Annotated in this window: 13 protein-coding genes; 3 read left to right on the top strand and 10 right to left on the bottom strand. The window is 46.0% G+C overall.

The annotated features are described in order from the left end of the window. Positions 1 to 36: 36 nt before the first annotated feature. Complete coding sequence (locus XDD1_RS16130) at positions 37 to 738, bottom strand: pirin family protein (protein WP_045972754.1); 702 nt, start codon at positions 736 to 738, stop codon at positions 37 to 39. A gap of 115 nt (positions 739 to 853) precedes the next feature. On the opposite strand from XDD1_RS16130, the gene XDD1_RS16125 reads away from it, so the two are divergent. After that, on the top strand, positions 854 to 1,750 hold the full coding sequence (locus XDD1_RS16125; RefSeq protein ID WP_045972752.1) for a LysR family transcriptional regulator: 897 nt from the start codon (positions 854 to 856) through the stop codon (positions 1,748 to 1,750). Positions 1,751 to 1,798: 48 nt separating this feature from the next. On the opposite strand, the gene XDD1_RS16120 is transcribed toward XDD1_RS16125, so the two are convergent. The 5 genes from XDD1_RS16120 to XDD1_RS16100 all read right to left on the bottom strand — a co-directional run bounded on the left by XDD1_RS16120 (position 1,799) and on the right by XDD1_RS16100 (position 4,216). After that, positions 1,799 to 2,194 (bottom strand): DoxX family protein, encoded by a 396-nt coding sequence (locus XDD1_RS16120; protein WP_045973737.1) that lies wholly within the window; start codon positions 2,192 to 2,194, stop codon positions 1,799 to 1,801. Between the two features lie 188 nt (positions 2,195 to 2,382). Then, a complete protein-coding gene (locus tag XDD1_RS16115) occupies positions 2,383 to 2,682 on the bottom strand; it encodes a YqjK-like family protein (RefSeq protein ID WP_045972750.1) in 300 nt (99 codons plus the stop codon). Then, positions 2,675 to 3,076, bottom strand: coding sequence for a phage holin family protein (locus tag XDD1_RS16110; RefSeq protein ID WP_045972748.1), 402 nt, complete (start codon positions 3,074 to 3,076; stop codon positions 2,675 to 2,677). The genes XDD1_RS16115 and XDD1_RS16110 overlap by 8 nt, the downstream gene beginning before the upstream one ends. A 1-nt stretch (position 3,077) precedes the next feature. Continuing rightward, positions 3,078 to 3,383 carry a DUF883 family protein gene (locus XDD1_RS16105; protein WP_045972746.1) on the bottom strand — a complete coding sequence of 102 codons (306 nt, stop codon included), beginning with the start codon at positions 3,381 to 3,383 and terminating at the stop codon, positions 3,078 to 3,080. A 164-nt stretch (positions 3,384 to 3,547) separates the two neighbouring features. Further along, a complete protein-coding gene (locus tag XDD1_RS16100; RefSeq protein WP_045972744.1) occupies positions 3,548 to 4,216 on the bottom strand; it encodes a DedA family protein in 669 nt (222 codons plus the stop codon). 816 nt (positions 4,217 to 5,032) lie between these two features. Here XDD1_RS16100 and sstT point away from each other — a divergent pair. Beyond that, the gene (gene sstT / locus XDD1_RS16095; RefSeq protein WP_045972742.1) at positions 5,033 to 6,277 is read left to right on the top strand and encodes a serine/threonine transporter SstT; all 1,245 of its coding nucleotides are present in this window, start codon (positions 5,033 to 5,035) and stop codon (positions 6,275 to 6,277) included. 109 nt (positions 6,278 to 6,386) lie between these two features. On the opposite strand, the gene XDD1_RS16090 is transcribed toward sstT, so the two are convergent. Then, on the bottom strand, positions 6,387 to 8,408 hold the full coding sequence (locus tag XDD1_RS16090) for an NADPH-dependent 2,4-dienoyl-CoA reductase (RefSeq protein WP_045972741.1): 2,022 nt from the start codon (positions 8,406 to 8,408) through the stop codon (positions 6,387 to 6,389). 312 nt (positions 8,409 to 8,720) lie between these two features. Between XDD1_RS16090 and XDD1_RS16085 the strand changes: the two genes are divergently transcribed. After that, positions 8,721 to 9,317 (top strand): GNAT family N-acetyltransferase, encoded by a 597-nt coding sequence (locus XDD1_RS16085; RefSeq protein ID WP_045973735.1) that lies wholly within the window; start codon positions 8,721 to 8,723, stop codon positions 9,315 to 9,317. 36 nt (positions 9,318 to 9,353) lie between these two features. On the opposite strand, the gene XDD1_RS16080 is transcribed toward XDD1_RS16085, so the two are convergent. The 3 genes from XDD1_RS16080 to XDD1_RS16070 all read right to left on the bottom strand — a co-directional run bounded on the left by XDD1_RS16080 (position 9,354) and on the right by XDD1_RS16070 (position 12,292). After that, on the bottom strand, positions 9,354 to 10,259 hold the full coding sequence (locus XDD1_RS16080; protein WP_231854423.1) for a VirK/YbjX family protein: 906 nt from the start codon (positions 10,257 to 10,259) through the stop codon (positions 9,354 to 9,356). Between the two features lie 376 nt (positions 10,260 to 10,635). Further along, positions 10,636 to 11,091, bottom strand: a complete 456-nt coding sequence (locus XDD1_RS16075) for a GNAT family N-acetyltransferase (protein WP_045972737.1) — start codon at positions 11,089 to 11,091, stop codon at positions 10,636 to 10,638. A gap of 31 nt (positions 11,092 to 11,122) precedes the next feature. Continuing rightward, entirely contained in the window at positions 11,123 to 12,292 is a 1,170-nt protein-coding gene (locus tag XDD1_RS16070) for an MFS transporter (protein ID WP_045972735.1), read from the bottom strand.

Raw genomic sequence — 12,292 nt, 5'->3', positions numbered from 1 at the left:
CGGTTTGGCAGTAAAAGGAATTAGGCGAAAAAGGCATTAATCCGCTAAATCAATCAATAATCCGCGAAATGGCGTTTCCGCCTGTAATATCACTTTTTGCTCTTCCTGAATAAATACCCCATCCCCGCATTTTATTTTTACGTTGTTGTTTTTGTGACCCGCAGTGATTGCGTTTCCGCTAATGGATTGCAGGTAAGCATGTTTGCCGCGTAAAGCCAAAATCTGGCGGCTATGGGGATTAAGTACGAGATAGCTTATCCAGACTTGCTGACGCAGAGACATGCTATTGTTTTCTGACGTCGGAGAAGCCAGTAATGTGAGCGGCTTATCTGGCAGTACCTTGCGCTGTAATGGCTGTGTTTCTTGCTGAGGACAGGCATTGAGCCAGAGTTGCAGCCGAGTCAGTGGCATCGTGTCACTGGTATTGTGCTCACTGTAACGAATTCCCTGACGGGCAGAAAACAGCAAGCAATCCCCCTGCCGTGCATGAACGTGATTGCCTTCACTGTCCCGATATTGGGCTTCTCCTTGCAGGATAATATTCAGGACATCAACATGAGGGTAAGATTTGGGTTGGAATTCGGCTTTGGGGGCTAAAACTTCCTGATTAAGCACCCGCAGCGCTCGGTAGTTCAAAAATTTTGGGTCAAAATAGTGACCAAATGAAAAAGTATAGCGAGCCTGTAGCCAGCCATAATCCGCTTTTCCGCATTGATTTGCTGTTCTCGTTATTATCATGCCTGTTATCTCTTTTTAACCATAGATCTATGACCCTCGATCTTAATTATCTGGACGTTGAAATGTTAGCCAGTTAATCTGGTGACTATATTCAAAATTCCTGATTGAGAAAAATATGGGCAAAGAACGTGCGCTTACTTTGGAATCCCTGCGGGTCATGGATGCGATAGACCGGCGGGGAAGTTTTGCCGCCGCAGCGGATGAGTTGGGTCGGGTTCCTTCTGCACTGAGTTATACCATGCAGAAATTGGAAGAAGAATTGGATGTCGTCCTGTTTGATCGCTCTGGTCATCGCACGAAATTTACCAATGTTGGCCGGATGCTACTGGAGCGAGGGCGCTTACTGCTTGAAGCGGCGGATAAATTAACCGCAGATGCCGAAGCGCTTGCCCGCGGTTGGGAAACCCACCTGACGATTGTGTGTGAAGCGCTGTTTCCAATCTCATCACTTTTTCCGCTGGTGGATAAATTGGCGGCCAAATCGAATACCCAACTTTCGCTCATGACGGAAGTGCTGGCGGGGGCCTGGGAACGTTTGGAAACGGGGCAGGCTGATATTGTGATTGCCCCGGATCTGCATTTCAGGGCTTGCGCCGAAATAAATTCGCGAGTGCTTTATTCTATTCATAATGTCTATGTTGCTGGTGTGGATCATCCGATTCATCATGAACCGGAACCCTTGTCTGATGCCACACGGGTGAAATATCGTGGCATTGCTGTGGCGGATACGGCAAGGGAGCGTCCGGTGTTGACGGTGCAATTATTGGATAAACAACCGCGTTTGACGGTGAGTTCACTGGAAGATAAACGTCGGGCGCTGTTGGCCGGATTGGGCGTGGCAACCATGCCATACCCAATGGTGGAACACGATATTGCCGAAGGTCGCTTGCGGGTGATTGGTTCGGAATATAGCCATGAAACCAGCATTATCATGGCATGGCGGCGTGACAGCATGGGAGAAGCCAAGTCTTGGTGCTTGCGTGAAATCCCTAAATTGTTTGCGAAGAAATAATGCCAAAAGCCCCTGCCGGATAAACAGGGGCTAGCAAAGGAAAAGTAATTACCAATTTTTCTTCAATACATGGTCAAGACTAAATCTTCCCGGACCCATCATCGCCAGCAGCAAGTAGCCTGCGCCGATGGAGAAGTTTTTCAGGAACATGGTCAGGTTCATGTCATTTGAAAAATCACTGTGGAACAGCAGTGCAGTCAGGATACAGAAAATAAAAGTAAACACCGCCGTGGTACGGGTCAGCAGGCCGAACATCACCGCAAGCCCGCCACCCAGTTCAAGTAAGATAGTCAGTGGCAGCAGAATGCCCGGCACTTTCATCGCTTCCATAAATGCCTGCGTTCCCGCGTAGGCATCACCCAATTTTCCATATCCTGCGATAATGAAAAGCACGGAGATTAAAATACGGGCAACCAGCAGGCCGCTATCTTCAAATTTTTTCATGATTGTTTCCCAAAATACCGCAGGTAGCGATAAATAAGCTGTTTGTTTAGGTTTCATCGTCCAAAAAATGGACTAAATGGCACGATTTGTTCATCGTTATCGGATGGGAGGTATTCTAAAGAGAGGCATTATGGGTTGATAGTAAGGAATATTAACCATTTCATGCAGTTTTTTTGAAGGGATTATGGTCAGGGGTGATTTTTATATAGCGTATTCCGTACCATTTTCACGACGCCTAAGATACTGATCATACGGCGTGACCAGCGATAAAACCGCTTGGGGTGACGTAATCCATAAAGCAAAACAAGGCCAGAGCCAATGGCGATATAAGGCTTGAAAGCGGCGAGGGCTTGCCAGCCTTTATCATACGGTTGTGTGACTTCAAGCCATTTCCGTCCATAGGCAGCAAGCAACTGACGTTGTTGCTGGATTTCGTTTAATAACTGTTGCTTGCGCAACTTTCGCTGATAATGCCCAGATTTATTCATGCTGATCATCTTCCAGCATGTTGCGGTCAATGTTCAATTGCTCTCTGGTTGCGCTGAGAAAGGTCAATCTGCGGGCTTTTCTGAGTGTCCATATGGCACTCAAGACAGCGAGGAGCAGCAGGGTTCCGGCCATAATAACGATTGCCGTGATGCGGTAGGCGGGTTCGATGATCCAGAATACCAGCACCAATAGGCACATCAGGCCAAAGCCCGCGAATAGCAGCGTTAATCCTGCCAGCAGTAGCAATTGTATTAGTGTTGCCGCTCCCTTCTCCAACTCAACCGCAGCGAGTTGGAGACGGGTTGCAACCATATGCACAACCAGTGCGGCGATTCGCCGTACCGTATCAAACAGCCCTTTGCCAGGGCCTTTCGCGTGGGGGAGTTGAGTCATGTCAGCGCCTTGCAAGCAGAACGCCCAATATCACACCAATGGCCGCACCAATACCGACACCTGTCCACGGATTTTCACGCACATAATTATCCGCATGGCCGGCAATCTCTTTGGTTTGGCCGACCAGCTTATCGCTGGCTTCACTGAGCGTGACACGCGCATCTTTCAGCGTTTTTTCTGCTTTGCTGCGTAGTTTTTCCAGTTCCGCCTTTGGCTTGTCGCCGGCGTTATTGAGCACTTCTTCCAGCGTATCCGCAAGGGATTGTAATTCAGCACGTAGATCTTCAGAGCTTTTTTTCTGTGGCATTGCCCGTCTTCTTAAATATACGATGGATGAATTTCAAACATAGACGCTTTTAGCAGGAGAGGAAAGGTTGAATTGATGAAAAATTGTCACGAACGATTTTAATGGCGATACCCTGTGGTCTATTTCACGGCAATACCACAGGGAAACCAAAGAAAAATAAAGCGTTACGACAGCGGTTTATTCGTGCGCTTTTTGCGCCAAATCACCGTCAGGCTGCCAATTAAGCCAATGAATAACAGGCCGACAGGCAACAAAACCAAAAAATTCATCAGGTATTCTTCATACTGGCAAAACAGCGGGCTTTTACCCAGTGCGTAACCCAATGCGGTGAGAATAGCGACCCACAGGAACCCACTCAGCCAATTGAATAGTTGAAAACGCCCACTGTTTAGCCCCGCAAGGCCGGCCAGTGTGGGCAGCAATGTTCTGATAAACGCCAGAAAACGGCCTATCAGTAAGGCAGATAAGCCATGACGATGGAATAAGTTATGTGCGCGTTGATGATAATGTGCGGGAAGATGTGACAACCAGCCCTGAACTAATTTTGTATTGCCAAGCCACCTTCCCTGAAGATAGCCAATCCAGCAGCCAAGGCTGGCTCCGGCGGTGAGAATGGCTAAGGTTACAGGAAAACTCATGGCTTCTTTTGCAATGAGAACACCGACTAAGATCAGCAGGCTGTCGCCCGGTAAAAAAGCCGCGGGTAAGATCCCGTTTTCCAGAAACAGGATGGTAAAGAGGAGTATGTAGATTGCCCATACCAACGACGGATTAGCCAGTGTTTCGTAATCTTGGTGCCAGAGTGCATAAATAAGGTCTGTTACAATTTCCATCAAATGTTCCTAAAACGCGGATTAAGGATGACATCTTACTTCTATGGTGTATTTATGGTTAATTTCTATTAAATACGTTGTATACCCGTCGTCTTTCAAGCTGCCTCTTTGTTGGCTGCGCTCACTCACCCCAGTCACATAGTTATCTATGCTCCCGGGGATTCATTCCCTTGCCGCCGCGATGCAACTTGAAATCCATTGGGTATAAGTACAAAGTATTTAATATCAGTTGTCATAAAATGATCTCGAAATCCTTTCAAGATGGCCTAAAGATCGACTGGCACACTTTAACAAAATCAACAGTATCGAGACAGAAAATTTTGTTGATCAATTGAACATTTACCTCAAGGTAAAAGTAAGTTCATTTAGATATATCCGTTAATTAATCGTTTGATAATATTTTATAAAATAGCATTAACGTGTTATTTAGCATGCGGGTGGACTAAATTTACGTATATTTCCAGTTAAATTCACTATTACTCATTAATTAATAGTGAAAAGTAATCACTCCATCCTATCCATATTAGAAATAATCTGTCTCTATTATTGAAAGTTGTTTTTGGGTAATCATTTGAATTTATAACTTAATTTGGTTTCTTGAAGGTAGCGTCCATTACACCATGAATACATCTGAATGTATTGTGATGGGAAAATTGCAGTTTTGATCACACAAATGTAATCAAGTTGTTATCAATTGTTGGGTTGTCTGTATATTGCAACGAATGACTTTTTGCAGTTCCTTTAATTTCCCTTATTGGGAAAGCAAGTACAAAACATCAGGCTCGGCGAGCCAAAATACCAACAAATGGATAGGCTATGAAAAAACAACAAAAAGGCTTTATGCAGTTTATTGTACAAGGAAGCCTGGTAAAACAAATTCTTATCGGATTAATACTGGGGATATTACTGGCATGGCTGGCGCCTTCCGCGGCTAAGTCAGTTGAATTGCTGGGAACCCTCTTTATCGGTGCGTTGAAAGCGGTGGCGCCTGTATTGGTGTGGGTCTTGGTCATGTCTTCGATAGCCAATCATAAAGCAGGCCAAAAAAGTAATATTCGCCCCATTCTGGTCTTATATCTGGTAGGTACATTCTGTGCGGCTGTTGTAGCGGTCATTGGCAGTTTGTTGTTCCCATCGACGTTGACGCTGGTGACAAATGAGACTCAGGTGTCACCACCTGAAAATATCGTTGAAGTGCTGAGGGGATTGCTGCTGAATATCGTCGCTAACCCGGTTGATGCGATCCTGAAAGGCAATTATGTGGGGATTCTGGCATGGTCAATTGGTTTGGGCATTGCTTTACGTCATGCCAACGAAGCGACGAAGACAGTGATGCAGGATCTGTCAGGAGCCGTGACCCAGCTTGTGCGTGTTGTGATCCGCCTGGCACCTCTTGGTATTTTCGGATTAGTTTCCTCAACCATTGCGACGACCGGTTTTGAAACCTTGTTCGGTTATGTTCATTTGTTAACCGTGCTAATTGGCTGCATGATTATCGTTGCGCTAGTGGTCAATCCACTGATTGTCTATTGGAAAATTCGCCGCAATCCTTATCCCCTGGTTTTTGACTGCTTGCGCGAAAGTGGTGTTATGGCGTTCTTTACCCGTAGTTCAGCCGCCAATATCCCTGTCAATATGGCAATGTGCCGTCGTATGAACCTTGATGAAGATACTTACTCGGTTTCCATTCCCTTGGGAGCCACTATCAATATGGCGGGTGCGGCAGTGACGATCACTGTATTGACACTGGCAGCGGCGAATACACTGGGTATGGCTGTCGATATTCCGCAAGCAATATTGCTGAGCGTCGTTTCAGTCATTGCCGCCTGTGGATCATCAGGCGTAGCGGGTGGTTCATTATTGTTGATCCCTTTGGCGTGCGGCATGTTTGGTATTCCCAATGAAATTGCCATGCAGGTGGTGGCGGTAGGTTTTATCATCGGTGTATTGCAGGACTCTGCTGAGACGGGCCTGAACTCTTCTACTGATGTGCTGTTTACCGCCGCCGCTTGTCAGGCTGAAGAGTCCCGTATAGCCGCGGATCAACTGACACAGCGTTAACTTGAATTATTAGCGGTTATTAGCGGAATGAAAAAACGGTGATAATGGAGTGAATATCCATTATCACCGTTTTTGCCTGACACTTTATTTTTCTGACACTTTATTCGCCTTATAACTTAAGCGCCAGCCGGGTTCCCTGCGCGATAGCCCGACGGGCATCCAATTCGGCGGCGATATCTGCCCCGCCAATGATATGCACACTTTTTCCCATTGCCTGTAACGGTGGGAAGAGGGCTTTCAATGGTTCCTGTCCGGCACAAATAATCACATTATCCACGTCAAGGCATTGTTGTTCATCGCCACGGCGGATATGTAATCCCTGATCATCAATCTTCACGTATTGAACGCGGTTTAACATTGTAACGCCGCGCATCAACAGGCTGGCCTGATGCACCCATCCCGTGGTTTTTCCCAGACTCTCCCCGACCTTGGAATCCTTGCGTTGCAGCAGATAAATCTTGCGGGGGGAACGTTCGGCCTGCGCGCCTTCTGGCTGTAGTCCTCCCCGATGCCTGATGGTCCGGTCAATGCCCCACTCATGACTAAAAGCATGGCTGCTCAAGCTGGTGCTTTGCCCGCTTTGGCTCAGGTACTCCGCGGTATCGAAACCAATACCGCCCGCGCCGATAATGGCAATACGTTTGCCGACCGGCCGCTTGTGTTTTAAGACATCAAGGTAAGTCAGCACCTTTTCATGTTCAATGCCGTCGATATTGGGAATGCGTGGTGTGATGCCGGTTGCGAGAACAACTTCATCAAACGCTGCAAGCTGATCAGCCGTTGCCGTCTGGTTGAGGCGAACTTCAACGCCGTTCAAGGCCAATTGGCGGGAAAAATAGCGTAAGGTTTCATGAAATTCTTCTTTGCCGGGAATTTGCTTGGCGATATTAAATTGCCCGCCGATTTGATTTTCCCGTTCAAACAGCGTGACATGGTGCCCCCGGCTGGCGGCGGTGACGGCAAAGGATAATCCGGCCGGCCCTGCACCGATCACCGCGATAGTTTTGGGAATTTTTACCGGGGCGGCAATGAATTCGGTTTCATGGCAGGCGCGTGGATTGACCAGACAAGATGCCAGCTTGCCGACAAAAACTTTGTCCAGACAGGCTTGGTTGCAACCGATGCAGGTATTGATTTCATCGGCGCGGTTTTGTTCGGCTTTCAGGACAAATTCGGCATCCGCGAGAAGCGGCCGCGCCATAGAAACCATATCGGCGTAGCCTTCACTGAGAACTTGTTCAGCAATTTTGGGATCATTAATGCGGTTGGCGGTAACTAAAGGGATGTTGACTTTTCCCATCAATTTTTGCGTGACCCAACTGAATCCGGCTCTGGGCACCATCGTGGCAATGGTTGGAATACGGGCCTCATGCCAGCCAATACCCGTATTGATGATCGATGCACCAGCTTTCTCAATCGCCAGAGCCAGTTGTTCGATCTCTTGCCAGTTAGAACCCTCTTCCACGAGATCCAGCATGGAAAGGCGGTAGATAAGGATAAAATGCTTTCCCGTGATGGCGCGGACAGCTTTGACAATCTCGACAGCAAAGCGCATGCGGTTTTCGAAGGTGCCACCCCACTTGTCCTGTCGCTGATTAGTGCGTGTGACCAGAAACTGATTAATGAGATAACCTTCTGAACCCATGATTTCCACCCCATCATAGCCTGCTTGCTGGGCGAGTTGGGCACAGCGGGCAAAATCCTGGATGGTCTGATTGATATCTTCCTCAGCCATTTCTCTGGGCATAAAGGGATTAATCGGCGCTTGAATTGCCGAGGGCGCGACGGAATTTTTCTGATAGCTGTAACGTCCGGCATGCAGGATTTGCAACGCAATTTTCCCCCCAGCCTGATGTACCGCATCGGTAATGAGCTGATGATGCGGCAGTTGAGTTTCACTATTCAGGACGCTTGCCCCTGCTGCAACCACGCCCTGCGGGTTTGGTGCGATACCGCCTGTCACGATCAATGCGACGCCGCCCGCCGCCCGTTCGGCATAAAATTGTGCTAAACGTTGGGCACCGTCAGGGTATTCTTCAAGCCCTGTGTGCATTGAACCCATCAATACACGGTTTTTTAGTGTGGTAAAGCCCAAATCCAGCGGTGTAAGCAGGTGGGGGTAATTGCTCATTGCATTCTCCATCAAATATTTGGTAGCCCAAGAAATAAAACAGCCAAGTGGTCGGATGAGATGATGATTAAATTTAGACAGTTCCGGCATTATTGGAACCACTTTGTTAATTGATTGTGACAAATATCATGGAATAGCGCATCAATGACACCTTAATGAAAATCTATTGGGCTGGAATTGCCTCTTATTTGTGATTGTTTCTAGGGTTGTTATTTTTATGTGAAAATATTCTTCCATAATGCTAAATAAGAGTGGCAGAATTAAATCTTAGTAGAAAGACGTATGATGGAAACAAATATGGAGGATATAACGATGGAAAAAATAACAGATTGGGTTACATTGACCGGAAATAGTGTCACTTTAATCCCCTTGTCATATGACAGACATGATGAATTTGTTCGTGCCATTGAAGATGGGCAATTATATCAACTGTGGTATGCCAATGTGCCTGAACCCGTTAATGTTCATGCGGAAATTGAACGCCGTTTGTCCCTGCACGCCAAGGGCAGCATGTTACCTTTTGCTGTCATTAATAATGCAACGGGAATGGCGGTTGGTATGACATCCTATATGAATATTGATGCGAATACGCCCAGATTAGAAATTGGTTCTACATGGTATGCACATTCTGTCCAACGCACCGCGATTAATACGGAAGCAAAATTTCTATTGTTGCAGTATGCGTTTGAAGAACTGGAATGCGTTGCGGTGGAACTGCGTACCCATTTTTTAAATCACCAAAGTCGCAAAGCGATTGAACGATTGGGCGCTAAACTGGACGGTATTTTGCGTCATCACTTGCGTGCCAAAGATGGTTCGATAAGGGATACTTGTGTTTATAGCATCCTCCTTAATGAATGGCCCGCCATTAAAACGCATCTTATATGGTTAACGACGAAGCCACGTTGAGTACCCGATGGGTCTTCTTTTTTGTTTGGCTGGAAATCAGGTGGCGGAAAGGGAGGCCTTAATATTGTTTTCCAGATCATCCAGTAATTGATAGCGGCGGCGATATTCGGCGCGTTTTTTACTGGGGATATCATCCAAAGATTTTCTTTCTATGAATGATGGCAAATGGAAATCATTATTTTCCTTTCTGACGCCGCTTAGCGATTCCCAGAAAGCGTTATAATCGGCTACCATCTGATTTTTCTTTTTATGCCAATAACGAATGCTACGGTAGATATGGGTTTCGTTACTGACCGCTAAGATCTGTTCGCAATGCATATGCTCGGCAAAACGACAAATCGCCTCAATCAACAGGCGCTTGGGAAATAACCCATAACACTCTTTCGTCGCATGGCGGATAATCTCCAGCGCATTATCTCCTTTTGTTGGCCCTTGCAGTACACCGATAAAGAGTGTTTGTTTGCCATCAATCGTTAATAACGTAAATGCACATTTGGCCAGAATGACATTTTCCGCCGTGGTAATATATAAAGAGAGTTCACCTTCTTTATTCAGATTGTCCAGCGAATCAAGATATATCAGAAATGTTTCATTTTTCCCTTGAAGGGTTGCTAGTAAATAAGCCTGAATATCAAAGATCCGACTAATAACAGTAGGTTCTAATTGTTTGAATAATAATTGATAGTGCTCATTCAGGGCACCAACGATCTGCTTGCGCTTGAAATTAATGCTCAAGTATGGGCGATGTAATTTGCAAGGCAAACTGGGTTGTTTTTTCAAGATATCCAAATAGCGAGGCGTTCTGGCAAGGCCATTCAACAGTTTCAAGGTAGAAACGGGGGTCAGGAGACTGCGCAGGGCAAATTTGGTGCGATTGCTGGAAGAGTGCCAGTGTTCACCGGGAGTTACACGTTTTCCGATAAGATCAGCAAATAACTTCATTCCTGAAGAAGTAGGTGGTTGTAAATGATTCATTAATGCTTAAACTCAATAAAAACAAGAATATTGATACCCACTGGATTTCAAGTTGCAACGCAGCGGCAAGAGACAAAGCTCCACCCAAGAGCAGGGTGAATGCTATGTTTATCACTACGTAACTGGGGGGACGGACGTAGCCAGCAAAGCTGCAACTTGAAAGGTGGCGGGTCTATAAAAAATCCATTATATCATTGAATTACCCAGTTCTAATCAGATGTTTACAAAATATTCCATTACTTTAAATTTATTTATTTTTAAATAGGTTTTCATCATAGTGAGAATTTGTCATCTTGTCCGCGCGTCGTGCGAGACAAGATTTACTCCTATCATTATCGAGTTATTACTGGATGGGCGAAGATTGGAGGGCAAGCTTCATATGTAATAGGGGGAATGGATTTCCTTCTCCATCAAGCTCTGAGCGGGAAAATACCTGAAATCCCATATGCTGGTAGAAGCCAACACCTTGCCCATTTTGTTCGTTAACATCCAACTCGTTGACTTGTAATTCGTTAATGGCAAATTGCAGTAACATCTTACCGATCCCGGTTCCCCGTGCTTGTGGTGCAATAAACAACATTTCTACCCGATGTTGGGCGGTACTAATGAATCCTGCGATATTATTTTGTTCATCTACCGCCTTATAAACCGTGAGATTAGGTAAGTAGTCGTTAAGGATCTGTGGACGTAAAACCTCAATCATACTTTTGGGTAAAAAATCATGCGTGGCCAATACTGAGGCTTCCCACACCTGAATCAGCGCCGCGAAATCCGCTTCGGTGGCTGGTTGTATTTGCATGAATTATCTCTCCATTCAGATTATTTTGTTATTAGCTTGCCAATACACGGCCTTTGCGCTGCAAGCTCGCCAGCAGCATATAAAGCGCAGTTGCCAATAAGACAATAAAAAAGAAACTCATCAATCCATTGTGCTGAACTTTAAAGTAATGTTGTAGCATAAAATGCCCGGCTACCAGCGGGCCCATGGCGGAACCGATACTGTAACTTAGCAACATGACTTGGCTTGCCGCGACAATATAGGACGCATCCAGCTTGTCACAAGCCAAGGTGATCGCAATGGGATACAACGCAAAGGACGACATCCCCAAAAGCGCCAGTGCTACTATCATGATAATGTAATGTTCAAAGAGATACATGATTCCTATGGCGAAGACACCCAGTAATGAGACCATTGCCAATAGGAATATTTTGCTCATGATGACGGACAGCTTGCTGATAATCGGTTGTATCACCATTCCGCCCAGAATAATGGCTGCCATCAAGACACCCACCTGATCCGTACTGAAATGGCTCTGGCTGAGTGATAAAGGCATCAAACCATAGATAGTGCCCATCACAATACCCGACGTCATGCAGCCCACGATCGCGGGTTTGCTGAATTCGGTGATTTTTCTCAACGACATACTTTGGTGGCGGAGTGCAGGAGGCTGCCCATGACGCACGAATAATGGAGGCAAAATAGCGACAAACAGCAGTGCCGAAATCACCATAAAAGGGATCATCCCCTGAGTGCCGATAGGCCCAATCAATAACTGGCCTAAAGTTGTTCCACCGTAAAGAGAAGTCATATAAAAGCTCAGGCGTTTGGCGCGTTCTTTGGGATTATCGCCAATCAACAACCAAGATTCGACCACGACAAAAACGCCGGCAACCGCCACGCCAGCCATACACCGCACAAGTAACCAAATTTCTTTATTGGGAAAAAACGGCAATGCAATAACGGTCACTGATAAAAGCAATAAAAAAACAATAAATGACATACGGTGACCTATCTTGGCAATAACAGGCTCAATCATCATAGAACCTATCAGTAAACCGACATAATAAGCACTGGCTAACCAACTGGCATAAGCGGTATCAATGCGGAAACTTGCCATCGACAAAGGAATTAAGCTCATGAGGTAACCAGAAGCAATGGCAAAAACAGTTAAGCCAGCGACAGGTACAAATGCACTGTCATTGTTGCGCAGCAGTTTCAC

It is taken from the genome of Xenorhabdus doucetiae, from assembly GCF_000968195.1.
Classification (GTDB): domain Bacteria; phylum Pseudomonadota; class Gammaproteobacteria; order Enterobacterales; family Enterobacteriaceae; genus Xenorhabdus; species Xenorhabdus doucetiae.
The sequence above is the reverse complement of the archived record's forward strand: the minus strand, read 5'-3'. Positions and strand labels throughout refer to the sequence as shown.